Raw genomic sequence first — 25,726 nt, 5'->3', positions numbered from 1 at the left:
TAAAAAAAATCAAAAAAGTTTGTTTATAATTGGTATCACAAAATTATACTTTTGTTGCATAAAAATACCATATCTGAAAATGATGTCACCACCTAAGTATCCCCTAAAAGCATGAACCAGTCGCAATTAATCGGCAAAGATTTTTGTTAAGCCGATGTTCAGATGGGCCTATTTAGACTGCAAATCTAAAAATGCCGCAACAAATTGTTCTGTCCTGAATCGATTTACGTGTAGAATGTGCGCGATTGAAACATAGGTATTTGAATAGGTATTGTATGTCGGGTTCGGCGATTACGCCTTGGGTGATTGGCAATTGGAAAATGAACCCAGTGCAAGCAGAAGCGCAACAGCTGGTTTCAGAATTTAAAACATTATTAGAACAGCAGGCCATTGATGCCGCACAGTGTCATTTAGGGGTTGCGCCAGTTGCAATCGCATTGGGCAGTGTTCAGGAACAGCTGAAAACTGCGGTACGTCCGGTGTATACCGTGGCACAAGATGTTTCACGTATTGCTGGTTTAGGTGCTTATACTGGTGAGGTGAGTGCCGAGCTATTAAAAGACAGCCAGATTGGCTTTGTACTGGTCGGTCATTCAGAACGCCGTGAAATTTTTGCTGAAAATGTGCAAATTCTAAATGCAAAAATTCAAAATGCACTGGCAGCCGGTCTGACCGTAATTTACTGTGTCGGTGAAAGCCTGCAGCAGCGTGAAAGTGGCCAGGCCGAGCAGGTGGTATTACAGCAGATTTGTGACATTGCGGCAGTGGTCGAGGCAGAGCAGTGGCAGAATATTGTAATTGCCTATGAGCCAATCTGGGCCATTGGTACTGGTAAAACCGCTTCGCCTGAAGATGCGCAGGCCATGCATGCCAAAATTCGTGAAGGTCTGACCCAGCTGACCAGCTATGGTCCGCAAATGGCTATTCTGTACGGTGGTAGTGTTAAGCCGGAAAATGCAGTAGAGTTAGCAGCCTGCCCAGATATTAATGGCGCGCTGGTCGGCGGTGCTTCTTTAAATGCGGCATCGTTCCATCAAATTGCGCAGGCCTTTGCCAATACACAATAATTAGGAGTTCAGCATGCAAACTTTTGTGCTGGTAGTACATATTATTTTAGCCGTCTTGATGATTGTGCTGATTCTAGTTCAGCACGGCAAAGGGGCAGATGCTGGTGCTTCTTTTGGTGGCGGCGGTGCGGCGACCGTATTTGGTGCCTCTGGTTCGGGTAATTTTATGACCCGTTTGACTGGAATTTTAACGGCTTTGTTCTTTATCACCAGTCTGACCCTGGCGGTATTTGCCAAACAGCAAACCACCGATGCCTACAGTTTAAAATCAATTCCGGCGACCACAACCGCGCCGGCAACATTGCCTGATTCTTCACCAACTACACCTCAAACTGGCGAATAATTGCAATTAGGCCTTTATTTTTCGCGGTGATGCGACTAGAATGCGTCACAGCTGCGGTGGTGGTGGAATTGGTAGACACGCTACCTTGAGGTGGTAGTGCTTTCGGGCGTGGGGGTTCAAGTCCCCCCTTCCGCACCAAACTTATAATCCAGAACATAAGTTTGGTGTATGCAGCAAAACTTCTGTTGATGCGGGATGGAGCAGTCTGGTAGCTCGTCGGGCTCATAACCCGAAGGTCGTTGGTTCAAATCCAGCTCCCGCTACCAATCAATCCTTTTTAAAGATGCAAACTTTAAAAAGGCGGCTTAAGTTTCTTGAGCTGAGAAGAGTTATTTGTACGCTGATGCGGGATGGAGCAGTCTGGTAGCTCGTCGGGCTCATAACCCGAAGGTCGTTGGTTCAAATCCAGCTCCCGCTACCATTTTTAATGGTTGAGTAATATATTTCATGTTGGTTGAATCTGACGCTTGTTACTCATTCTTCAGCGATAAATAACGCCATATACAGGACATACGATTTTCATTGAAAATTGCGCATATTTTGTATATAATTTTTGCACGTTGATGCGGGATGGAGCAGTCTGGTAGCTCGTCGGGCTCATAACCCGAAGGTCGTTGGTTCAAATCCAGCTCCCGCTACCAAGTTTCTTAAGAGGCTCACAACAAGGTGGGCCTTTTTGCACAGTGGACATTGGTTTTTCTGTGTAATAATAGGGGCGATTTACGCCCTTTTTTATTGGCTATCGTGTAGTGTCGATATGAGCCGGATACGGCATAAACTCAAGTGTCATGTTTCACTACTACTATAGCTTGAATGAGACTGTAGTGGTCAGATCAGGCCATTGAATCGCACCCATATGACGAGAGTAAATGAAGCTATCAAATAAAACCCAGGCACTCCAGGACTTGATTGCACCCGCAGTTGCAGCCTGTGATGTAGATTTGTGGGGAATTGAATTCCTGCCACAAGGTAAACGCTCACTATTGCGTATTTATATCGACAAAGCGGTTGATGAAAATGCCGCACCGGTCCTGAATGAAGACGGTGAACTCGAGCAGGGTCGTGGTGTAGGCGTACAGGATTGTGTGCGCGTGACTCAGCAAGTGGGCGCCATTTTGGACGTTCATGATCCGATCTCAGGTGAATATGCACTCGAAGTGTCTTCACCAGGTTGGGATCGTCCGTTTTTCCAGCTGGAACAGCTTCCTGCCTATATTGGCCAGACCATTGCCTTGCGTTTGATTAGCGCGGTAGAAAACCGTCGTAAATTCCAGGCGAAACTGGTGGCAGTTGACCTTGAAAATGAAACCATTCAGGTTGAAGTTGAAAAACAGCAAGTGCTGGAAATTGACAGCCATAATATCGATAAGGCCAATCTGGTTTATCAAGATTAATTCAATAAATAAGAATCTAAAATAGGTGACTTATGGCACGCGAAATTCTTACCGTCGTTGAAACGGTTAGTAACGAAAAAGGTGTAAGTCGTGAAGCAATCTTTGAGGCGCTAGAGCAGGCTCTTGTTGCTGCGACGAAAAAGAAATTTTACGAAGGCACAAATGCGGAAGAAGCACGTTTACGTGTAGAAATCGACCGTAAAACAGGTGACTACCGTACTTTCCGTCAATGGGAAGTGGTGGCGGATGAAGATCATGAAATGCCAGCATGTCAGGATGCGATTTCTGATGTCGATCCGGCGCAGTGGTCAATTGGTGACATTCGCGAACTTGAAGTGGAATCAATTGATTTCGGTCGTATTGCGGCGCAAATTGCCAAACAGGTAATTGTTCAGAAAATTCGTGAAGCAGAACGTGCACTCGTTGCCGATGCTTATGAAGCCAAAGTGGGCGAGCTGATTTACGGTGAAGTGAAAAAGCAGACCAAAGATGGCTTTATCATTGATTTAGGTGACAATGCCGAAGCGTATCTGGCACGTGAAGAAATGATTCCAAAGGAAATTCTGCGTCCAAAACAGCGCGTGAATGCCATTTTATTTAACGTCAACCGTGAAGGTCGTGGTGCGCAATTATTATTGTCACGTGCAAAACCTGAAATGCTGATGGCGTTAATGAAAAAAGAAATTCCTGAAATTTCTGAAGAAATCATTGAAATCAAGGCGGCTGCGCGTCAACCAGGCGTTCGTGCTAAGATTGCAGTGAAAACCAACGATCATCGTATTGATCCGGTTGGTGCATGTATTGGTATGCGTGGTACGCGTATCCAGGCAGTCCAGCAGGAACTTAATGGTGAACGTATTGATGTGGTGGTGTGGTCAGATGATCCGGCACAGTACATTGCCAGCGCTTTAGAGCCGGCTGATGTATCGAGTATCGTGATTGATGAAGATGCACGTACTGCTGACATTATTTTTGCCACCAGCGATCAATTGGCCCGTGCCATTGGTTCACAAGGTCAAAACGTACGTCTGGCATCTGAACTGACCGGTTATAAACTGGACATGATGCTGGAAGAAGAATATTACGCGCGTCAGCAAAATGAAGCGCAGCAATATCTGGATATGTTTGTATCGCGTTTGGACATTGCAGAAGACCTGGCGATGGCACTGGTTGAAATGGGCTTCACTTCACTGGAAGAGATTGCCTATGTACCAGCAGAAACATTTGATGAAATTGAGCTTGATGCCGAGCTGGTTGAATTATTGCAAAGTCGTGCCAAAGAAGTGGCTTTGGCAGATGCGTTAAAACAGCAAGAAAATATTCAGGATCCGAGTGACGAACTTCTGGCAATGGAAGGGATGACACAAGAGATCGCCTATGCGCTTGCTGCTCGTGGTGTAGTGACCGTTGATGACTTGGCAGACCAGGCCACCGACGATATCGCAGATATTGAAGGTCTAGGTGCTGACAAAGCGGGTCAACTCATTATGAAAGCACGCGAATCATGGTTTAACTAGGAGGTAATGTATGACGGACAAGACGATTAAAGAGTTAGCGCTCAGCGTAGGACGTCCAGTTGAGAAACTCCTGGAGCAGGTTCGTGATGCAGGTTTACCGCAACGTAAAGCTGACGACATTATTTCCACTGAACAACAAGATACCCTCGTGACCCACTTGAAAAAAGTACATGGTCAAGATGCGGGTAATGCAGGACAAATCACGTTGAAACGTAAAACTACCAGTACTGCTAAAGTGGCAAGTACGTCAGGTAAGGCGAAAACAATTAATGTAGAAGTGCGCAAGAAGCATACATTTGTCAAGCCAGACCCTGAGCAAATCAAAGCAGAAGCTTTGGCCAAAGCACAGGCTGAAGCAGAAGCCAAAGCAGCTGAACAGCAAGCCCGTGAACCGGCGAAGCCAAAAGCTGCGCCAGAAGCTGCCAGCAAAGGCGAATCTAAAGCCAAACAGGCCTTAGAAGCAATGCGTGCTGCTGCGAAACAGGAAACCGCCAAACAGGAAACTTCTAAAGCCGCTGTGGTGGTGAAGCGTAAATCAACCAACAAGCCAGTGGTGAAAGCCCAGGTTAAAGTGGTTGAAACGCCTGAGCAAAAACGCGCCCGTGAAGAACAGGCAGCACAGTTGAAAGCGACTGAAGAAGCTGCACGTCGTAAGGCAGCTGAAGAAGCGCAGCAACGTACCCTTGAGCAAATGCGTAAAATGGCATCGAAGTATTCATCTGATGATGCTGCACCGACCATTCGCGTAATTGATGATTCACCATTGGCCGCAGGTCTGGTGGGTCAGGCGTATGAAGATTCATTTGCCAAAGAAGACCGTGAAATCAAACGTGGTGGCGGAACCAAAGATACCCGTGGCCAGAAGAAAGGCGGCCGTCGTGGTGAAGAACAGTCATTCCGTGACAACTCGCATAAACGTGGTTTAAAAACCAGTCAGGCCAACAAGCATGGCTTTGAAAAACCGGTGAAAAAACAGGTTTATGATGTAGAAATTGGTGAAACCATTATTGTGGCTGACTTGGCTGCGAAAATGGCAATTAAAGTACGTGAAGTAATCAAGACCCTGATGAAGATGGGTGAGCTGGTCACACAAAACCAGGCCATTGATCAGGATACTGCGGTGCTTGTGGTTGAAGAAATGGGCCACAATCCGGTGCTGGTGTCTGAAACTGCGGCAGAAGACAACCTGCTGGAAGCGGCTGAAGAAGCACGTGGTGAGCAAACTACGCGTCCACCTGTTGTTACCATCATGGGTCACGTTGACCATGGTAAAACCTCGCTTCTTGACCGTATCCGCCGTGCTAAAGTGGCACAAGGCGAAGCCGGTGGTATTACCCAGCATATCGGTGCTTACCATGTGACAACAGACAAAGGTATCATCACCTTCCTGGATACTCCGGGTCACGCCGCGTTTACCGCGATGCGTTCACGTGGTGCCAAAGCGACTGATATCGTGGTGTTGGTGGTTGCAGCAGATGATGGCGTGATGCCACAAACTGCAGAAGCGATTGACCATGCGCGTGCAGCGGGTACGCCAATCATTGTTGCCATCAACAAGATGGACAAAGATTCAGCTGATCCAGACCGCGTACTGAACGAATTAACCACCAAGGAAATCGTGCCTGAAGAATGGGGCGGTGATGTTCCAGTCGCCAAAGTTTCCGCGCATACCGGTGCCGGCATTGACGAATTACTTGACCTGATTTCAATTCAAGCAGAAATGATGGAATTGAAAGCCTCTGAAGAAGGTGCAGCACAAGGTGTGGTGATTGAAGCACGTGTTGATAAAGGCCGTGGTGCAGTGACCTCGATTCTGGTTCAAAACGGTACCCTGAAAGTGGGTGACTTGGTACTTGCCGGTTCATCTTATGGCCGTGTACGTGCCATGACCGATGAAAACGGTAAACGCATCAAGTCTGCTGGTCCATCAATTCCAGTGGAAATTCTGGGTCTGCCAGAAGCGCCAATGGCGGGTGATGAAGTACTGGTGGTCAATGACGAGAAGAAAGCGCGTGAAGTTGCTGATGCGCGTATGGATCGTGAACGTCAGAAACGTCTTGAGCGTCAGTCTGCAATGCGTCTTGAGAACATCATGGCGTCTATGGGCAAGAAAGATGTGCCGATTGTGAACGTGGTACTGAAAACTGACGTACGTGGTACGCTGGAAGCATTGCACGTGGCACTGGCCGAGCTTTCAACGGATGAAGTGAAAGTCCGTGTGATTGGTTCAGGTGTCGGTGCGATCACTGAATCTGACGTAACGCTGGCTGAATCTTCAGAAGCGGTACTGCTGGGCTTTAACGTTCGTGCCGACAATACTGCACGTCAAAAAGCCGATGCTGACGGTATCGACATCCGTTACTACTCGATCATCTATCAATTGATTGATGACGTGAAAGATGCGATGAGCGGCAAACTGGCACCAGAACACCGTGAAACGATTCTGGGTGTGGCTGAAGTCCGTGAAGTATTCCACTCAAGCAAGTTCGGTGCAGCAGCAGGCTGTATGGTACTGGAAGGTACTTTACACCGTAACAAGCCGATTCGCGTATTACGTGATGATGTGGTGGTGTTCCAGGGTGAACTTGAATCTCTGCGTCGTTATAAAGACGTGGTGGAAGAAGTCCGTGCCGGTATGGAATGTGGTCTTGCAGTCAAAGGCTATAAAGACATCAAAGTACAAGACAAGATTGAAGTGTACGATGTCCAACTAATTAAACGGAGTCTTTAATGGCGGGTAGTCAGCGTCTTAAGCGAATGGCAGATACGGTACAACGCGAGTTGTCCGACCTGATCCGCCAGGAGCTGAAAGATCCACGTCTGGGTGGTCTGGTGACCATCTCGGCGGTGAAAGTCAGCCCAGATTTAGGCTATGCCGAAGTGTATGTGACCGTAATGGGTCGTGAACTTGGCGATGAGCAAAGTGAAGCGGCAAACAAGGAAACCCTGGATGTGCTTAACAAAGCCTCCGGTTTCCTGCGCCATGAGCTGAGCCGTCGGATCAAGACCCGGATTACGCCGCGTTTGCGTTTCCATTACGATAAAACCAATGCCTACGGTAACTATATGTTTGGTCTGATTGCAGAAGCAGTAAAAGATTTACCAGCTGCCGATGCAAAAAAAGATGAAGAATAAGTAGGCCAGCAGGTCTATGCAAAAAAGCCACCTTCGGGTGGCTTTTTTATGTCCTTCATAATTGCTTGACTTGCTATTTCTCAGCGGATACAAGCCCTTTAAGATTGCAATCAGGCAAGGGCAGGGCGGTTGAGACAGCACATAAAAAACCTGACCAGGAACAATCCGGGTCAGGTTTTTTTAGAAGATGACGCGAAGACTTATTCGTCTTTAGAGGGTTTGATTCTGCCCAGTGGTTCACGATCTGTAAAGGCGCGGTGACGGCTACGCTGCCATGGTAGCGGACGTTCCAGGGTTTCTGGGACTTCACCACTCATCGAGCGCAGACGTAAATGCAGGGCTGCCTGTGCCATCAGGTTGGCCGATACCGGCGCGGTAATAAAGGCAAACAGGGTAATCAGCACTTCGGCAAAACCAAAGCGACCCAGATAAGCTGAATAAATAATGGCAGCAATCAGGAAGCTGCCCAGACCTAAGGTACTGGACTTGGTCGGGGCATGCAGGCGCATAAACAGGTCCGGCAGACGAATCATGCCAATTCCGCCGACCAGCATAAAGAAGGTGCCGATTAACAGGAAAATGGAGACCAGGATTTCCATCATCAGTTGCATGCTGTTCTCCTAATCAATCACGTGGCCAGAGGTGAAGTAACGGGCCAGGGCAGCGGTTGAAACAAAGCCCAGCATCGCCACCAGTAATGCACCTTCAAACAGTGAAGTGCTGGTCCAGTAAATACCCAGTACTACAATCAGGCAGGTCGCATTTAAGAACAGGGTATCTAGCGCCAGCAGACGGTCGACAATTGACGGTCCCATAATCAGACGAATCAGGCACATAAACATCGAGCCGGCAATGGCAATCAGGCAGATGCCAATCGCATAAGGCAATATCATCATGAGGCCACTCCTGTCTTGACGTTAAAGATTTCAATCAGCGGCTGTTCATAACGGCTCTTGATCAGGGCAATTTCAGCTTCTTCATCATCGGTACTTAAGGCATGCACCAGAATATCGCCGCGGTCCTGGTCAATACCGGCCGTGACCGTCCCTGGCGTGGTGGTAATGATCATCGCCAGCAAGGTGTTGACCTGTTCATGCTCGGTCTCCAGCGGTACACGGAACCATTTCGGATGCAGCGCATCGGTGGGTCCCAGCACCTGTTTGGCGACGCGGATATTGGACAGGATAATATCCCAGACCACCACCCAGAACAGTTTAAAGGCTGGCACCCAGTGGATATTCGGGGTGCGGGCAATAAACGGTTTGACCATCAGTGGAATCAGGATACTCAGGATCAATGCCATCAGCAGATTGCCGGCAGAAACACTATGTGCCAGTAACAACCAGCTAATGGCCACAATCACCGAAACAAAGGGATGTGGCAGCCAGATATCCCAAAACGATGTCTTTTGCATAGTTATGGCTCCATAGGTTTAAGTTGTGGCAGGTCGTTGCTTGCGGCGTCCTGCTCAATCTGCTGATTGATCTGACGTTGTTTATAGTCCGAAATATGCTCACCTTCCAGTGTATTTGGACTGATTACATACGGAATCAGCTTGGCATTCGGGTCCGGTTTTTCACCACTGTATTTGGTTTCTGGCAAATAGTTTGGATCATAAGGCTGGACGCTAATCACCTGGCCGGTTTCATCCTGCTTTAACACCGCCATTTCATACAGACGGTTGTTCTGCATTTGCTGGGCCGTGCTAAAGGCATAACGCTGGATTGGATTAGCAAAAACCACATAAGCCACCAGTGCTGCCAATAACAGGTAAATGGCCTTATCATTGCCTTTCGGGGCCTTGGCTGGCAGGGCCTGGTAGCTGTGATAGGCGTCATTGTCCGGATCATCTTCCGGACGCGATGCGCGCCAGAACAGGATAAAGCCAACCCGGGTCAGGGCCAGAATACTGAGTAAACCAACTAGCAGCACCACGGCAATAATAATGCCCTGATAAGGCGCATCAGCCGTGGCCTGTAACAAGAATACTTTACCGAGGAAGCCACTAAAAGGCGGCAGGCCGGCAATCATCAGTGCAATCAGCAGATAGGTAATTGACATCACTTTATGCTGTTTCATTTGCGGGGCGATATTAAAGTGATCCTTAAATTCACCGCGCTGCGCCGTGACCCAGCCGCAGAACAGATAGAAGGCAGCGGCAATTAAGGTACTGTGTACCAAGTAATACAGCGCTGCCGTCCAGGCCTGGGTGCTAAACAGGGCAATCGCAATCAGGATGGTCCCAACCGACGACAGCATCATAAAGCCGACAAAACGACGTAAGCGTTCTGCCCCAATCGCGCCAATGACGCCATACAGTGAGGTAATCAGGCCAATTGGCAATAACCAGTTGCTGAGAATTTTCTGGCTCAGTTCATCATCAAAGACCGTCCCATTGACCCTTAAAATCGCATAAATCCCGACCTTAGTCATAATGGTAAAAATCGCCGCCACAGGGGTAGCTGCTACGGCATAGGTTTTCGGTAACCAGAAGCCGACCGGCAGCATCGCCGCTTTAATCCCGAACACAATAAACAGGATCAAGCCGCCGACCACCGCCAGACGATGCTGATCTTCTGCCAGCGTCGGTATTAAACGCGCCACATCGGCCATGTTAAGGCTGCCAACACTGCCGTAAATCATGCCCAGACCAATCAGGAACAGTGCTGAAGCCAGCAGGTTGATGGTGACATAATGCACCCCAAGCTGAAAGCGCGGTTTGCCCTGACTGTGCAGCAAGAGTACATATGAAGCCAGCAGTAGCACTTCAAAAAATACGAACAGGTTAAATAAATCGCCGGTGAGGAAAGCCCCGCACAAGCCCATCATCAGGAAATGGAACATGGCATGGAAGTAGCGGCCACGTTCATCCCATTGCTGGCAGGCGAACCACAGCACTGGCAAGGCCAGACCGTAAGTCAGCACCAGCATTAGCGCAGACAGCTGATCCAGTACCAGTACAATCCCGAATGGAGCTGACCATTCGGACAGGTTGTAGACGGTAATCTGGCCGGTTTTGGCCAGCATCAGATAGCTGATCGCCAAGCCCAGTCCGAGAATAGTGGAAATCAGGCTGATGCCACGACGCCACGGCTGGCGCCAGTCATACGACAGCGAACCCGAACCCGGGTTGCCCAGCAGCACCAGAATAAAACCGGTAAAAGCCGGCAGCAGGATGCTGAGAATAGGAGTGTGTTGCGCCCAGAATTGGATAAAGTCATGCATTATGGCTCATCCTCACGTGGGTCAAGTAAAGCAGGATCATCTTTGGCATCCACATGGTCGGTTCCCGATTCATAACGGCTGCGTAAGGCCAGTTGCACCACAAAGGCGGTGGTGGCAAAGCCAATTACAATAGCAGTCAGCACCAGTGCTTGCGGTAAAGGGTCGGTGGATTGTGCTGCCGTGGTTAAAATGGCCGGTGCATTCAGCTGAATCCGGCCCATGGCGAACAGGAAAATATTGACTGCATAACCAATCATGGCCAGGCCCAGTACCACCGGAAAGGTACGTGCCCTTAAGATCAGGTACACGCCGGTGGCGACCAGTAAACCTACAGAGGTTGCGACTAAAAATTCGATACTAATCATGCTTACCCCCGAGGAATTGGACCAGACATACTGGAGTGACGCGAGTCGCCCAGCACGGAAATCAGCAACATGGTTGCCCCGACAACGGTAACGTAAACTCCAACATCAAACAGTGCCGCTGAAGCCAAATGCAGTTCACCAATCACCGGCGGATTGACATAAATATGTGCACTGGTCAGGAATGGACGGCCCCAGAACCAGGCTGCAATCCCGGTCAGGCCGGCAATGGTCAGACCGGAACCAATCCAGATTTCATATAAACGTCCGGATTTGGCTTTCAGCATTTGCTCGGTTTGGTCCTGACCAATGGCAATGTACTGAATGATCAGTGCCATTGATGTGACCAGTCCGGCAATAAAGCCACCGCCTGGCAGATTGTGCCCGCGCAGGAAAATATACAGGCTGACCACTAAGGCCACCGGTAAAATCCAGGAAGCGGTCATGCGCAGCATCAGTGGAGATGGGTTAAAACGATAGGTCAGGCCCTGCGTCATGGTGGTGCCGTGGGCACGCATCCCATCCATCAGGCAGAGGGCGCCAATGGCAGCAATACCGAGTACGGTAATTTCGCCGAAGGTATCGAAACCACGGAAGTCGACCAGAATCACGTTGACCACGTTGGTACCGCCGCCCAGTGGAATCGACTGCTGGTTAAAGAACCATGAAATCGAGTTGTGATCACGGGTCATGATTAACCAGGCCAGCCAGCTGATGCCAGCACCGGCCAGAATTGCAATTCCGGCATCGCGCCAGCGGCGGGTGCTGCTTGATTCATACGGGGTTAATTGTGGCAGCAGTGACAGGCTCATCAGTAACAAGACGGTGGTCACCACATCGACGGTAATCTGGGTTTGAGCCAGATCCGGAGCCGACAGGGTTACAAAGATCATGGTTACCACCAGACCGACGGCGCCACTGATCAGGACAGCTTTAATCCGTTCATGATGGAACCACAGCATCATCCAGCAGGCACTGAATAACAGCAGCCACAAGACAATGGCAATTGCAGGTGCCTGGGTCAGCTCACGCGTACCGGTACCAATCCCCTGATTCAGCAGCGGCACCGACACCAGTGCAATGGTAAACACCAGAATCCAGAACAGATAACTTTGTAGGGAGCCGTTTTCGGTCAGGCGTTTAAAGCGGCGCGAGTTCAGCAATAGGCCTTTTAAGAACAGGTCAAATAACACCCGTCCCTGTAAGCGGCCCAATGCCGGATCAAGATCAATCTCGCGGATACGGCCGCCTTTGGCCAGGGCAAAATACATCACCAGACCGCCCACCAGCGCAATCACACTCATTAGCAATGGCAGGTTAAAGCCGTGCCAGATGGCCAGATGGGTGCCTTCAAAATTCATCAGCTGGGTACTGGCACGGGTGGTGCTATTGACCAGATGCTCAACCAGCAGGGCAGGGAACAGGCCGACAGCAATACATAAAATCGCCAGAATCAGGGCCGGTGCGCGCATGCCCATTGGCGGTTCATGTGCATCTTTATTGGGTACGTCTTTGCCAATCGGGCCATCGAAGAACACGCCATGCACTAAGCGCACCGAATAGGCCACGGCAAAAATACCGGCCAGTGTCGCGACAATTGCCGAGATCACCACCACCGGTCCGCTTAAATTGGCCAGCAGTTCGGTAAAGAACATTTCTTTGGACAGGAAGCCGTTGAACAGAGGCACACCTGCCATCGACGCAGCCGTAATCATGGTCAGCGTACCGGTAAACGGTAACAGCTGCCATAAGCCACTCAGTTTGCGTAAATCACGGGTGCCGGATTCATGGTCAATAATCCCGGCAATCATGAACAGCGCCGCTTTAAAGGTGGCGTGGTTGATAATATGGAAAATGGCTGCAGCCACGGCCAGCGGAGAACCAATCCCGAGCAGGCAGACAATCAGGCCCAAATGGCTGATGGTGGAATAGGCCAGCAGACCTTTCAGATCTTCTTTGAAAATGGCAAAGAAAGCCGCGATACACAGGGTAAACAGACCAACAAAGGTCACCAGATTATGGTACAGCGCTGCGCCGGCAAAAATTGGCAGCAGACGTGCCAGTAGGAAAATCCCGGCTTTCACCATGGTCGCGGAGTGCAGATAGGCCGATACCGGCGTTGGTGCCGCCATGGCATTCGGCAACCAGAAATGGAACGGGAACTGGGCACTTTTGGTAAAGGCGCCGAGTAAAATCAGCAATAAACTGGGTACAAACAGCGCATGGCTTTGAATCTGATCGGTCATGGTCAGAATCTGGTCTAGCTCATAGGTGCCGGTGATCTGTCCGAGCAGGACAAAACCACCGAGCATAGCCAAGCCACCCATGCCGGTAATGGTCAGGGCCATACGTGAGCCGCGTTGAGCCGCTTCGTAATTGCTCCAGTAACCCACCAGCAGGAAGGAGGAAATACTGGTCAGTTCCCAGAACACCAGCAGGATAATCAGGTTATTTGACAATGAAATCCCGAGCATGGCTGCCATAAACAGCATGAGCAGGAGATACAGTTTGCTGAGGGAGTTTTTGGGGCTTAAATAATAATAAGCATAAATAAAGATGAGGGTACCGATACCGGTAATCAGCAAAGAAAATAATAAACCTAAAGCATCCAGGCGAAAGCTTAAATCAATCCCTAACTGGGGTAGCCACGACCATGACTGAATGATGGTGGCGCCATTAAAGACATCCTTTGCTTGAGTCAGTAACAGGATCAGACTGCTTAAACTGACTCCTATCGCCCCTAAAGCCGTTACCCCGCGCGAGAATTGCTTCAGCCACGAGACAAGGGTTGTGCCAAGTACCAGCGGTAGCAATATAATAATCGATAGCACACTCGTATCCATTGTCTTGATAGGTTCAAAACCTAAGGGTGAATCTTATCTTTCAAGGATTACAGGAATGCAAGGAGCAGTCCAAAATACTCAATCTTGAAAGCCGAAAAATAGAATTATGTCTAAATAAACAAGTTGTGTTGCGCAACTTGAGAAACTTATAGAAAATCGGATTTTACTATAAAAATATAAATCTGATTGATTTTATTACATGAATAAAACAACATCAATTTGTTTTTGCGCACACGGCAGACATTATACGCCGCCGAACTTTTTTCAGGATGAAATTGTTAGATCAGACCGGATTTTTTCGGCTGATTTTCCGATATTCCCCTCTATTCAAAGCCGTATTTAAGGCAACGGATGCGGGGTCGAGGTGTCATCATCATTTTGCAGCCGTTTCAGCAAGGCTTCCTGCTGTTCGGCACTCAGTTGCTGCTGAATCTGCTGATAGATGTCATCTACGCTGGTGGGCTCCTGTACCGCTTCACTCAGGCTTTCATCGCTGCTGCTGGCTTCAGTCTGCATAAACTGGGCATAAATAGCGTCCAGCTGTTCCTGCACCGGTTGCAGATGAATTGGATGCAATTGCTGCTGATCCAGCCTTAAACATTGATAGTCTTCGGCATTTTCCAAGAGTGCCGTGCGGTTACCGGTGGCAATAATCTGCAGTGCCGGAAAAGCCTGATGCAAACGCGCCAGAATTACCGAGGCCATATCCTGATCAAGCTGATGATCGACCTGATCAATCAGCAGAATGCCGTCGCCTTCTAGAGTTGGATACAGACTATAGGGATTGAGCAGACATAAACGCCGCACAATATCTCCGACCAGTGCAATCCAGTTGCGGATACTGTTGGACAGCTGCTGATACAGCTGAGTTTTGCCCTGATAGGTGACCATTAATTGCAGTTTTGGATGATATTGTAGATAAATCTGGCTCAGTTCTGGCAGTACAATCTGTAGTGCATCGCGCAGGGCCTGCAGACTTGGCGCGTGCATCTGGGCATGTGCCTGCATCAGTTTGTCACGCCGTGGAGGTTCTGCGTCGGGATGCTGCGGATGTAATAACTGTTCAATCAGCTGGGCGCTCTGGGCGTTTTCAATATCGGAAATTTCCCGGAACCACTCAAAGAAGCGTGTAAAGGTGGTGAAGGGGATGGCCGAAATTTCATAGGCATGTGCGGCCTGAAAAATCAGCGGATTGTTTTTACTTAGCAGATTGACTTCATTGACAAAACGTTCGGCCGGGTAATAGGCAATTAATGGCAAGCCTTGTAGCGGGTCCTGTTTTACCGCCTGCTGGTACAGGCTGACCATTTTTTCCAGTTTCTGGGTTTCAGCCTTGCTGACCCCGACGCCGTTGCTGTTCAGGGTTTTGTACAGCTGCCAGTCGCAGCACTGACGGTCCTGCTGCTGGGCATCGCTGCTTTCCGGCAGGCTGCCAATGTCTTTGGGAAAACACACGCACAGATCAATTTTGGACTGCAGCCGGGTGTGCATAATGTCCTGATCAAGCATGACCAGTCCGGAGGTGCGTAAATCTTTATAGCGGGCAGCAAACCAGGTCAGTGCCTGATAGGTGAAGCGCAGTAGCGAGGTTTTACCGGAACTCTGATTGCCCAGAATTAAGGCCACAGGCTGTTGCTGCGGATGCAGTTGTAGCTGAAGGTCGGTAAAGTGGGTGATGTGCTTGAACTGGACAGACTGAATTTTCATGGGTCACCTGCATGCTTTAACCCACCGCCTTACGCAAGGACACCGGCATCTGCTGTTTCAGCTGTTGCACCAGATCGTAAATATGATGGATATTTAAGCTTACTTTAGCACGTGTGCAGGCCACGTACAGTAATCGTAACTCTTCATCACTAATTTTATGATCGCGTTCATTGACCTTGAACTGATAGTCATCTTCCAGATGCACGCGGTCCCATTCCAGCCCTTTGGCTTTGTGCGCGGTTGAAATAATATAGTCCGCCTGACCAATCGGGGTGATTTTGGCCAGCGCCTTTTTCAGCGGATCGGTACCATGATCATCCACCAGTTTTACCAGCGGCTTAATGTCGCTGCCTTCATTGGTTTCGCAATATTCATGTACATCGTGCCAGGAGTTAAACCAGGCCAGTTCCGGCACATCGGTGACGCGGCGGCCCTGTTTCAGCATACTGGCAGCATCGACAAAACGGTTCAGTTTGACATGGTCGGCCTGCAGGCTGACCTTGTCACCATGTACCAGACCGGCCAGCAGCAATTCCATCGCCCGGGCATTGGTGCGGCATAAAATCGCATCGCGCTGTTTGGTATGCGGCTTGTTCACCACTTTGGAATGTAAATCCGGGTTGCCGAGCAGCGGCACGGTTTCATTTAAGCCGCCGAGAATGGCATTGGCGGTCATGGCGATGTCCGGACCAAAACGGAATGAGGTGGTTAAGCGCGACTCCGGCAAAGGCAGTTGCTGCATGGCGTTGATGGCACCGCGCCAGGCATAAATTTGCTGATGGGCATCGCCCACATAAATCACCTGGGTGTTGCGTTGTTTGAGCAGAATCCCCAGCATTAGCGGGTCGGCATCTTGCGCTTCATCAAACAGCACATAATCGGCCGGAATATTCGGTTCCGACAGCGCCCACAGTTTCAGGTAAATATCATGACCGATTCCGGCCTGATGGTTCGGATCAATTGATTCCAGCCAGCGCCGTTCCACTGCCGGATACAAATGTTTTTGCAGCAGCTCGGCATCATCAGGGTGCAGCCAGTTCGGTGCCTGAATATGCCGTGGTGCCGGATATTGCGAGCTGGTCGAGCAGAAATAGCCAACGGCATTGGCCACCAGACTGGCCAGCCGTGAAGGCATCAGCACATATTTTTCATAGCGGCCACCCATCATCCGGCGCAGGGTAATTGGCTCGAGACGATATTCCTTGGCAATAAAACTCGGACTCAGGCGCGGCAGGCGCAGTTTGTCGGTGACTCCACGTGGAACACTACGAAAGGCCAGCGAGTGAAAGGTGCGACAATCGACATTGCGATGAAACTTGTGTTGCGCTTCTGCGGCAATGGATTTGTTAAAGGCCAGATACATGCCACGCCGCTCCGGCATGGCTTCACTGATCATCTGCAAGGTGGTGGTTTTCCCTGTGCCGGCATAGGCAATCACCTTGAAGGATTTACCCAGACGTGCGTTATCAATGGCAGTGGCCTGCTCATAGGTGGCGGTCGGTTTCTTCAGCTCAGACACAGGGCGACAGCTTAAGCCTGAGTACGGTTGGCTTTTTCCACCAGACCAGATAAGCCCTGACGGCGTGCCAGTTCATTCAGAATCAGTTGCGGGTCCAGATTGAAATAGCCGAGCATGACCAGACTGTGGAACCATAAGTCAGCCACTTCATAGATCAGGTCATTTTTATTGTCTTCATAAGCTGCAGCCTGATATTCCTTGGCTGCCAGAATAGTTTCTACGCTTTCTTCACCAACTTTTTCCAGAATCTTGTTCAGGCCTTTGTGATACAGCTTGGCCACATACGAAGAATCCGGATCGGCGGCTTTACGTTCAGCCATCATTTTGCCTAAATAGCTCAGAATTTCGACCTGTTCAGATTGCGCAGTGGAGGCATTCATGGCCAGGGTGTGCGGATTGCTGGACTTCTCGCCATAAATCGCATTCGGGTCTTTCAGCTGCGCATCAACAATTTCCCAGCCATTCGGAGTCAGTTTGCGATAGAAGCAGGATTCACGGCCAGTATGGCAGGCAATGCCGCCATGCTGTTCAATTTGCAGGATAATCACATCGGCATCGCAGTCCAGACGGATTTCATGCACGGTCTGGAAATGACCGGATTCTTCACCTTTGTGCCAGAGTTTGTTGCGTGAACGGGAAAAATACACCGCCTGATTTTTTTCTGCGGTTAAGGCCAGCGCTTCGCGGTTCATCCAGGCCACCATCAACACCCGACCGGTTTGATGATGCTGTGCAATGGCTGGCACTAATCCCTGTTCGTTAAATTTTACTTCATCGAGCCATTGCAAGTTATTCATGAGTATGTCACCAAAATTTGTTCAGAAAAACGAGATTACGCCAGTGCGCAAACGCTATAGTGTACGGTATCTGACCGGCTTGCAGGAAAAAATCTTTGCCTATTTTCGCTCAGGATGTTACCACTCTAACATTCATTTATCGTCCTGTTTAAAGCGGCTGTAACACCTCCGGCAAACACTGCTTTTCGACCAGTTCTAAAAACTCATCGCCCAGACGCTGACTTTCCGCAATACATTGTTTCCACAGCTGAATGCGCTGTGCCTGATCCATACCTTTTAAATTAAAGTCTTTGCGGTCGGGTAGGCGGCCCAGGGGTAAAGACTGTAAATATTCGGCTGATGGTGAAATCAGCAGGGTCCGTGCATGATTGTCCGGATTGGCCTTGCGGTGTTTCAGCATTTTGTCGAACCAGCCTGGGGTAATGCTATCGGTAAAATGCGGATACAGCACCAGTCCCTGACTCTGAAACGGCAGGTCAATATGATAGTCAATCAGGCCGCCATCGCGGTAGCTGCCCGGCGCTTCCGGAATATCCCGAATTGCGGACATCACGCCCGGAATTGAGGCCGAAGCCATCAGCCAGCTGGTGACATTGTCCGGCGTTAGCGCATGATAATGGGTAAAGAAATCATCCTGCACCTGAAACTGGTTGCCTTGAGCTGGCTGGCTGATCACGCGCTGCATAAACAGGCGGTTGTGTTTGCGCGCCAGTGCATTGCCGCTGACAATACCAGCCACCGAGGCCAGTAGGGCCAGTGCACGGTCACTCTGGAAAATGTGCTGTGCTTTTACCGAGAGCACGGTCAGATGATAATCCGGATGATCGACCAGCTGCTGTGCCTTGCCATCGACCAGATTCAACAGCATATCGCGGCAGACATGACTGACGTCCTGCCGTGACATTTTTTTATGAAAGCTCAGATTGGTATATAAGTCTGCCAGCCGTTCGGTACCTGCTTTGGCGCCCCAGGCCAGAATGCTGGCAAAACGCCAGCTGCCAATTGAAGAACCAATCAGGGTGCGGCGCTGCGCTGACTGCGGCAAAAACTCGCCAAAAATGGCCTGATCCAGTCCCTGAATACCAATACCTTTTGGACCACCGGCAGCACCCGGAATCATATCGACCTGATCGGGTTGTAGGCCCTGCTCGGCAATCAGCTGCCGGGCCAGATGACCGGCACGAAGGGTGAGGGCAGGTGGACGTTTTTGCAGAATCTGGATCATAGTCAGGCAGAAAAATAAACAGTTGTCTGTATTTTAGGCCAGTGACCAAGGCTCACAAGGGCAGGAATGTTCACTCTCTGACTGCTCAGTCATCCGGTATGTTATCTGCAATTGCAGGCCATAAAAAAACCGGTCATGTGACCGGTTTAAATAATGGAGGAATATAAGGATTCAGGAAACTTGCCCATTTCGCCTTATTTGGCCACGCGCCAGACTGCCAGAATACTGGCCAGCACAATCAGAATGACTGAGACAAACCACGGTGAAATAATCGCAATCGACAGCAGAATCGCCATTACGCTGCCAAAGATCCAGCTGCGTTTTTGCTGATGTTCCATTTGCAGACGCATGCTTTGCAGTTCATTCAGCTGTTTGGCATGCCAGGCCGACTGGTTTTTCAGGCCGTTTAAGCTGTCGATCATCAAGGTCGGTAAATCCTGCGCACCCAACAGTAGGTCCGGAATTTTTTGTCCCAGCTCTTTCAGGTTTTTCTGCGGATTCATTTGTGCCTTGACCCAATCGGTGAGGATTGGTTTGGCCAGACTCCAGATGTCCAGTTCTGGATACAGATCGGTGCCTAGACCTTCAACATGCACCAGCGTTTTGAGCAGCAGCATTAACTGTGGAGGAATTTCCAGATGGAAACGGCGGGCAATATCCATCACTTCAATCAGAATGCCGGCAAAGTCCAGCTCATGCATGGGTTTGGAGACCATCGGTCCTACCGTACGGCGCATTTCACGTGCCAAAGCATCCTGATCGGTGCCCGGTGGAATCCAGCCGGCCTGATGCACAATCTGGATCAGCTGCATAAAGTCGCTGTTCATGACTGCCAGTAACATGCGCGCTACGGTCATCTGATCGTGCTTGGACAGCTCGCCCATAATCGCGCAGTCCAGCGCAATAAAGCGCGGGTTTTGCGGATTGATGGTTTCTACAAACACATTGCCCGGGTGCATGTCGGCATGGAAGAAGTTGTCGCGGAACACCTGGGTAAAGAAGATGGTCAGGCCTTTTTGCGCCAGATCGGCGCGGTCCATACCCAAGCGGTCAAAGGTGGCCACATCGGAAATTGGTACCCCGGTAATCCGCTCGGCCACCATCACATCTTTGCTGTCCATATACACTTCCGGCACATACATCATGCTGGAGCCGGTGAAGTAATGGCGCATACGGCGGGTGTTATCCGCTTCTAAGGTCAGATCGAGTTCTTTCAGGATAATCTGGCGATAGTCCTGAATAATTTCGGATAAATGCAGCGCGCGTGCCGCTTCAAGACGTTTTTCCAGAAAATGGCCCAGCCATTGCAGAATTTCAAAATCCTGCAGAATCTGCTGGCGGATATTAGGACGGGTGACTTTGACCACCACTTCGCGGCCATCGTGCAGGGCAGCGGTATGCACCTGGGCAATTGAAGCAGCTGCCAGCGGCTGTTCATCAAAACGCGCGAACAGGGTGTTGACATCGGCCTTTAAGGATTCCTGAATCCGCATTTGCGCGACATCGGAACCAAAGGGTTTGACCCGGTCCTGCAGCAAGACCAGCTGCTGTAATACTTCAGGTGGAATCAGGTCACGACGGGTCGATAACAGCTGACCGAGTTTAATCGCCAGCGGTCCCATATCTTCCAGGGCCTGTTTCAGCTTGAGCGGATTTTTCCGTTCCTTACTGGACCAGGCCGCCGGATGCATCCGGATCAGACTCAGAATATGGCGGGCTTTTTCTGGTAATTCTTCCGCAGGGAACAACGTGTCGAGTCTATAGTGCGCAGCAATACGCCAAAGTTCGATTAAACGTGAAACGTGCGGAATCATAAATCTCTTTACCTAGTCGTGTGAATCTGGAGTGTCTTCAAGCTGCTTGCGGAGCTGTTGAATCTTGGCCTCTACGCGGTCGATATTCTGGTTCAGGATGCGGGTATCCTGTTGCAGATCATCCATTTGCCAGCGCGGTGCAAACAGGCCGGAATCTTCTTTCAGGGCATCTTCGGCGAAAAACAGCTGGCTTTGCAAGGTTTTTTTCAGCTGCTTGGGTGCCAGCTGGATTTTACCCAGCTCATGTGCCAGTGTCGGGCCAACCCATGGCGACAGATGCGCGGCCAGATCGGGTTCGGCCTGCTCGATAATACGCTGGATGTCCTGTAGCAGCTTATAGTCGCCTTGTACCGGAATGGTGCCGACATCATCGGCCAGCAGCAGTTTCAGCAGTTCCACCACATTCTTGACCTGCAAGGTGGCGGTGGCTTCACTGAGCTGCTGTTCGCGCTCAAACGGGCGCTGCTCGAAAATAGACGGTTGGGTTGCCTGTCCGGTAACGGTCGGCTCCAGACGCACCTTGTTTTCATCAAAAAATACATCTACCGACAGTTGCGGCGCATCCATCACCACGCGCAGGGTTTTGCCCTGTAGCTGGTTCAGCTGGATGCGGGTAATCGCATCCAGATTAATGACATGATGGATGCATCGTTCAACGGCACCTAAGGCCAGAATCGACCACATAGCAGTGTCCTTTTCGGAATTAGAGTTTAAAACCGCGGTGCACCGCCACAATACCACCGGTCAGGTTGTGGTAGTCACAGTTCTGGAAGCCGGCATTTTCCATCATGCCTTTCAGGGTGCGCTGGTCTGGGTGCATACGGATTGATTCCGCCAGATATTTATAGCTTTCAGAATCATTCGCCACCAGTTTGCCCATGATTGGCAGTGCAGTGAACGAGTACAGGTCGTACAGTTTCGAGAACGGTTCAAATACCGGTTTTGAGAATTCCAAGATCAGTAAACGGCCGCCTGGCTTAAGCACACGGTACATGGCTTGCAGTGCAGCATCTTTATCGGTCACATTACGTAAACCGAAAGAAATGGTCACCAGGTCAAAGCTGTTGTCATCAAAAGGTTCAAGTGTTTCAGCATTGGCCAGGACGAAATCGACATTGGTACAGCCGGCATCAATCAGACGGTCACGACCGACATTCAGCATCGATTCATTAATATCTGAAAGGACCACATGGCCGCTTGGACCAACTTCACGGCTAAAAACTTTGGCCAGGTCGCCGGTACCGCCCGCAATATCCAGTACGTGCTGGCCACGACGTACACCCGACATGTTAATCGCAAAGCGTTTCCATAAACGGTGAATACCAAAAGACATCAGGTCATTCATGATGTCGTATTTACTGGCCACCGAATGAAATACTTCCGCCACTTTCTGGGCTTTTTCTTCGCTGTTTACGGTCTGGTAGCCAAAATGTGTGGTCGCACCGACATTACCGGTATTGGCGCCACGTGGCAGGTTGTATTTTGGAATGCTGCCCGTTACCGGAGTATCGGTTAGGCGCTGTTCTAGAGACTGCTGCTGACCTTGTGGTGCACCTTCCGGTAATGGCGAGGTTAAGAATGGGCTCACTTTGTCTGTGTTGGTTGCCGTTTCTGGATGGGTAGGCTTTTGCTCTTCATTAGACATAGTGTCACTCCTAACATGAAAATCGGGTTGATGTGGCAGTGCAAGCATGATGACAGATTCTTAGGCGTTGTACAGTCATCGGCCTGCAATTGTCAGGAATAAAATACAGAAAATTGAATTGTTATCCTGATGAACGTGAATGCATATTCGTTTTACTGCTGTTTTTGTACCAAATTTTGGCCATCACATGCAAAAAATTATGTGGCTTTATTGAAAGGGCTGCGGATCTCCCCGATGCACTTTGTCAATAATCTGGCGTTCAACTGCGGTAAATTCGCGGACAAATTTTTCTGCAGATTTCAGCGGTTTCATGGCCACAAAACCATCTTGCATAAACTCGTACATGATATCGAAATTATATTTATGCGCGGCGCCTTTACACATTTTAAAGGCTGTATAAACCATAAAGGAGCGCATGTATTTGTCCAGGCTTTTGCCCAGTTCATCCAGCATGTCCAGCTGTTTTAAACGCGCGCTGCCCTGATCGAGCTTTAAATAGGTCAGGCGCATCATCTCGTCGCTCAATGGCGTCTGCGCCGGATAATCCTTTAACAGCTGAATGGCAACCTGTTCATCCAGTTGCACTGCTAAAATGGCCAGGGCCACCCCGGAGGTGCCGGTTTTAATGGCATTTTCCGGAATCAGTTTTTCTGCTTTATGTGCGTATTTGGTCAGGCGTGCAATCTGTCCGGCCAGCGCATCAAAATCGGGGCCGCCGTATAAACGGTTCAGAAAATATTCGGCCATCAGTACATTATTTTTTTCGGCAAAATGCGGGGCATGGGTACGTTGCATGCGCTGTTTCTGCCACAGCTGCACTTCCTGCAAACGTGTGAAAATTTCCGGCTGGCGATGATATTCAAATTGATTATAAAGTTCTAAAAGGTCATCTAAAACCGCAAGTTTGGACATGGAGCGTCTCAATTGTTTTGACTTAAGCGGCATTCTAAAGCCAGTTAGATGCACAGGCCATGACAAATTGGTGACAGATTCAGGATCATCGGGTCAGTTTGCACTAGAAATAGACAAAATCAGACAGACGCGCTATACAAAATCATCAGCCGCCCGGCCAGCAGGCTGGTTATACTGAACGGAACAATAAAACAAGAGTGTGTGCCTATGACCGAGCAGAACCCGCAAACAGAATTTCAGTTAATGGATGAAGATCAGCTGTCTGTCGAGCTGATTGAAGCACAATATGCCCTAAAAGACAGCCGCGGTCAGAGCAATGCCAAAAGTCTGGTGATTCTGGTCAGCGGCATTGAGCTGGCTGGCAAAGGCGAGGCGGTGAAACAGCTGCGTGAATGGGTCGATCCGCGTTATTTGCATGTGAAGGCCGATGCCGCACACCTGTTTGATTTCAAAACCAGTTTCTGGCAGCCCTATGCCCGTTTTATTCCGGCCGAAGGGCAGATCATGATTCTGTTTGGCAACTGGTATAGCGATCTGCTCAGCAGTGCCACCCATGTCTCGAAGCCTTTTGATGACAGCCTGTTTGATGAGTATGTGCAGCGTTTTCGGGCCTTTGAACAGGATTTAAAAAACAACCAGGTCGATGTGGTCAAGATCTGGTTTGACCTGTCCTGGAAAACCCTGCAAAAACGCCTGAACGAGATGGACCCGAGCGAAGTGCGCTGGCATAAGATGAATGGCCTCGACTGGCGTAACAAAAAACAGTACGACACCTTGCAAAAGCTGCGCCAGCGCTTTACCGATGACTGGATTATTATTGATGGTGAAGATGAGCAGCTGCGTGACCAGCAGTTTGCCCAGCATGTATTACAGGCTTTTAAAGATTGCCCGGAGCATCCGAAAACTGTTGAGCAGAGCTGGCAGCAGGCGCCCATTCCTGAGGCCTTGCTCAATCCGGACAATGCCGCGCTGGATGAGGGCGACTATAAAGCCGAACTCAAAAAACTCAGCCGCAAAGTGGCCGATGCCTTGCGTTTTGATGACCGCAACGTGGTGATTGTGTTTGAAGGGATGGATGCAGCCGGCAAAGGCGGCGCAATTAAACGGATTGTGAAAAAGCTGGATCCGCGTGAATACGAAATTTATACCATTGGCGCACCGGAAAAATATGAATTACGCCGGCCTTATTTATGGCGTTTTTGGACCAAGCTGCAACCAGAAGAAAAAATCTGTATTTTTGACCGTTCCTGGTATGGTCGGGTACTGGTGGAACGGATTGAAGGTTTTGCCAGTGATCTGGAATGGCAACGTGCGTATGCGGAAATTAACCGCTTTGAACAGGATTTAACCGAGCATCAGACCGTGATTATCAAGTTCTGGCTGGCGATTAGCAAAGATGAGCAGGAACAGCGTTTTAAAGCGCGTGAACAGACTGCACATAAACGCTTTAAAATTACCGAGGAAGACTGGCGGAACCGGAATCGCTGGGATGATTATTTAAATGCCGCAGCCGATATGTTTGCCCATACCAGCACCGAGGATGCGCCGTGGCATATTATTGCCACCAATGATAAAAACAGTGCCCGGATTGAAGTGCTGAAAACCATCTTAAAACAGCTGAAAGCTGATTAAGCCGGCAGCAAACAGGCATGAATCCGCTATAAAAATGCCGGTCACTGGACCGGCATCAGATTGAGGAAAAAGGCTTAGCCATTGACCACCTGGGTCTGTTTCTGCTGGATGCCTTTGGCAATCTTATAGCTTTCTTCCACATGCGCTTCGGCGACTTTCTTCATGACAAAATAGCCCAGGCTGGCCGCCACCAGCTGTCCGCCTAAAGGAATAAATTTGGTGACTTGCTTCGTGATCACTTTCGCGGCAACATTGTTCAATGATTTTTTGACGGCGGTACGTGCCACCACCAGGCCGGAAAATTCAATGCCGCGTTTACGCAGTTCCTGCCAGTGAATCTGCTTGGTTTCGGGGTCATAGACACTGACCTGTTCCGGCGACAGACCAAAACGGGCATTAATTTCAGGAATCAGTTGTGACAAAATACCGACGTCAATCACGACATCTAAAAATGGAACCGGAATGACCGCCGCGCCTGCGGACACGTAGGCCCGTTTTTTGACCAGCTCCAGACAGTCAGCACGAACTTGCTCTAAATTTAAATTGGGGTCAATCGAGTTGGGAATCTTGTCTATTTTCATAATATTAA

General features: G+C 49.6%; 22 protein-coding genes and 4 tRNA genes. 11 read left to right on the top strand and 15 right to left on the bottom strand.

What is annotated here, in order from left to right; all coding sequences use genetic code 11:
• The first annotated feature begins 275 nt into the window (after positions 1-275).
• From tpiA to FTT89_RS06950, 10 genes are all read left to right on the top strand, one after another.
• A complete protein-coding gene (gene tpiA, locus FTT89_RS06995) occupies positions 276-1,067 on the top strand; it encodes a triose-phosphate isomerase (protein WP_005181780.1) in 792 nt (263 codons plus the stop codon).
• Positions 1,068-1,080: 13 nt separating this feature from the next.
• Positions 1,081-1,410, top strand: coding sequence for a preprotein translocase subunit SecG (secG, locus tag FTT89_RS06990; RefSeq protein WP_005181783.1), 330 nt, complete (start codon positions 1,081-1,083; stop codon positions 1,408-1,410).
• A 53-nt stretch (positions 1,411-1,463) separates the two neighbouring features.
• A tRNA-Leu gene (locus FTT89_RS06985) sits at positions 1,464-1,548 on the top strand.
• Between the two features lie 51 nt (positions 1,549-1,599).
• A tRNA-Met gene (locus FTT89_RS06980) sits at positions 1,600-1,676 on the top strand.
• Between the two features lie 78 nt (positions 1,677-1,754).
• Positions 1,755-1,831 (top strand) — tRNA-Met (locus tag FTT89_RS06975).
• Between the two features lie 143 nt (positions 1,832-1,974).
• Positions 1,975-2,051: transfer RNA gene (locus FTT89_RS06970), tRNA-Met, on the top strand.
• A gap of 228 nt (positions 2,052-2,279) precedes the next feature.
• Positions 2,280-2,804 (top strand): ribosome maturation factor RimP, encoded by a 525-nt coding sequence (gene rimP, locus FTT89_RS06965; protein WP_005181784.1) that lies wholly within the window; start codon positions 2,280-2,282, stop codon positions 2,802-2,804.
• A 32-nt stretch (positions 2,805-2,836) separates the two neighbouring features.
• A complete protein-coding gene (nusA, locus tag FTT89_RS06960) occupies positions 2,837-4,321 on the top strand; it encodes a transcription termination factor NusA (protein WP_005181786.1) in 1,485 nt (494 codons plus the stop codon).
• A 10-nt stretch (positions 4,322-4,331) separates the two neighbouring features.
• Complete coding sequence (gene infB / locus FTT89_RS06955; RefSeq protein WP_005181788.1) at positions 4,332-7,052, top strand: translation initiation factor IF-2; 2,721 nt, start codon at positions 4,332-4,334, stop codon at positions 7,050-7,052.
• A complete protein-coding gene (locus FTT89_RS06950; RefSeq protein ID WP_005181793.1) occupies positions 7,052-7,456 on the top strand; it encodes a ribosome-binding factor A in 405 nt (134 codons plus the stop codon). Before infB ends, FTT89_RS06950 begins: the two co-directional genes overlap by 1 nt.
• Before the next feature lie 200 nt (positions 7,457-7,656).
• On the opposite strand, the gene FTT89_RS06945 is transcribed toward FTT89_RS06950, so the two are convergent.
• The 14 genes from FTT89_RS06945 to FTT89_RS06880 all read right to left on the bottom strand — a co-directional run bounded on the left by FTT89_RS06945 (position 7,657) and on the right by FTT89_RS06880 (position 23,505).
• The gene (locus FTT89_RS06945; protein ID WP_168370331.1) at positions 7,657-8,067 is read right to left on the bottom strand and encodes a Na+/H+ antiporter subunit G; all 411 of its coding nucleotides are present in this window, start codon (positions 8,065-8,067) and stop codon (positions 7,657-7,659) included.
• A 9-nt stretch (positions 8,068-8,076) separates the two neighbouring features.
• On the bottom strand, positions 8,077-8,352 hold the full coding sequence (locus FTT89_RS06940; RefSeq protein ID WP_168370332.1) for a monovalent cation/H+ antiporter subunit F: 276 nt from the start codon (positions 8,350-8,352) through the stop codon (positions 8,077-8,079).
• A complete protein-coding gene (locus FTT89_RS06935) occupies positions 8,349-8,870 on the bottom strand; it encodes a Na+/H+ antiporter subunit E (protein WP_104499197.1) in 522 nt (173 codons plus the stop codon). Before FTT89_RS06935 ends, FTT89_RS06940 begins: the two co-directional genes overlap by 4 nt.
• Positions 8,871-8,872: 2 nt before the next feature.
• The gene (locus FTT89_RS06930; protein WP_168370333.1) at positions 8,873-10,681 is read right to left on the bottom strand and encodes a monovalent cation/H+ antiporter subunit D; all 1,809 of its coding nucleotides are present in this window, start codon (positions 10,679-10,681) and stop codon (positions 8,873-8,875) included.
• The gene (locus FTT89_RS06925) at positions 10,681-11,046 is read right to left on the bottom strand and encodes a Na+/H+ antiporter subunit C (RefSeq protein ID WP_075167613.1); all 366 of its coding nucleotides are present in this window, start codon (positions 11,044-11,046) and stop codon (positions 10,681-10,683) included. Before FTT89_RS06925 ends, FTT89_RS06930 begins: the two co-directional genes overlap by 1 nt.
• A gap of 2 nt (positions 11,047-11,048) precedes the next feature.
• Entirely contained in the window at positions 11,049-13,886 is a 2,838-nt protein-coding gene (locus FTT89_RS06920) for a monovalent cation/H+ antiporter subunit A (RefSeq protein WP_104499198.1), read from the bottom strand.
• 339 nt (positions 13,887-14,225) lie between these two features.
• Complete coding sequence (locus FTT89_RS06915; RefSeq protein ID WP_168370334.1) at positions 14,226-15,593, bottom strand: AAA family ATPase; 1,368 nt, start codon at positions 15,591-15,593, stop codon at positions 14,226-14,228.
• A 16-nt stretch (positions 15,594-15,609) separates the two neighbouring features.
• Complete coding sequence (locus FTT89_RS06910) at positions 15,610-17,112, bottom strand: UvrD-helicase domain-containing protein (RefSeq protein WP_005181808.1); 1,503 nt, start codon at positions 17,110-17,112, stop codon at positions 15,610-15,612.
• 11 nt (positions 17,113-17,123) lie between these two features.
• On the bottom strand, positions 17,124-17,909 hold the full coding sequence (gene hisIE, locus FTT89_RS06905) for a bifunctional phosphoribosyl-AMP cyclohydrolase/phosphoribosyl-ATP diphosphatase HisIE (protein WP_005181811.1): 786 nt from the start codon (positions 17,907-17,909) through the stop codon (positions 17,124-17,126).
• Positions 17,910-18,057: 148 nt separating this feature from the next.
• On the bottom strand, positions 18,058-19,134 hold the full coding sequence (locus FTT89_RS06900) for a patatin-like phospholipase family protein (RefSeq protein ID WP_005181814.1): 1,077 nt from the start codon (positions 19,132-19,134) through the stop codon (positions 18,058-18,060).
• A gap of 194 nt (positions 19,135-19,328) precedes the next feature.
• A complete protein-coding gene (locus tag FTT89_RS06895) occupies positions 19,329-20,948 on the bottom strand; it encodes an AarF/ABC1/UbiB kinase family protein (RefSeq protein ID WP_104494772.1) in 1,620 nt (539 codons plus the stop codon).
• 12 nt (positions 20,949-20,960) lie between these two features.
• A complete protein-coding gene (locus FTT89_RS06890) occupies positions 20,961-21,632 on the bottom strand; it encodes an SCP2 domain-containing protein (RefSeq protein WP_104471776.1) in 672 nt (223 codons plus the stop codon).
• Between the two features lie 19 nt (positions 21,633-21,651).
• Positions 21,652-22,593: a bifunctional demethylmenaquinone methyltransferase/2-methoxy-6-polyprenyl-1,4-benzoquinol methylase UbiE gene (gene ubiE, locus FTT89_RS06885; RefSeq protein WP_168370335.1), complete on the bottom strand. Its 942-nt coding sequence runs from the start codon at positions 22,591-22,593 to the stop codon at positions 21,652-21,654.
• Between the two features lie 207 nt (positions 22,594-22,800).
• Positions 22,801-23,505, bottom strand: a complete 705-nt coding sequence (locus FTT89_RS06880) for a hypothetical protein (RefSeq protein ID WP_168370336.1) — start codon at positions 23,503-23,505, stop codon at positions 22,801-22,803.
• Positions 23,506-23,712: 207 nt separating this feature from the next.
• On the opposite strand from FTT89_RS06880, the gene FTT89_RS06875 reads away from it, so the two are divergent.
• Complete coding sequence (locus FTT89_RS06875; protein WP_104505587.1) at positions 23,713-25,137, top strand: phosphate--AMP phosphotransferase; 1,425 nt, start codon at positions 23,713-23,715, stop codon at positions 25,135-25,137.
• A 74-nt stretch (positions 25,138-25,211) separates the two neighbouring features.
• On the opposite strand, the gene FTT89_RS06870 is transcribed toward FTT89_RS06875, so the two are convergent.
• Positions 25,212-25,718, bottom strand: coding sequence for a hypothetical protein (locus FTT89_RS06870; protein WP_005181834.1), 507 nt, complete (start codon positions 25,716-25,718; stop codon positions 25,212-25,214).
• Positions 25,719-25,726 lie beyond the last annotated feature (8 nt).

The sequence above is a fragment of the Acinetobacter sp. YH01025 genome (assembly GCF_013420185.1).
GTDB lineage: Bacteria > Pseudomonadota > Gammaproteobacteria > Pseudomonadales > Moraxellaceae > Acinetobacter > Acinetobacter indicus.
Note: the sequence above shows the minus strand (reverse complement) of the source record. Positions and strands in the feature narration are given on the sequence as shown.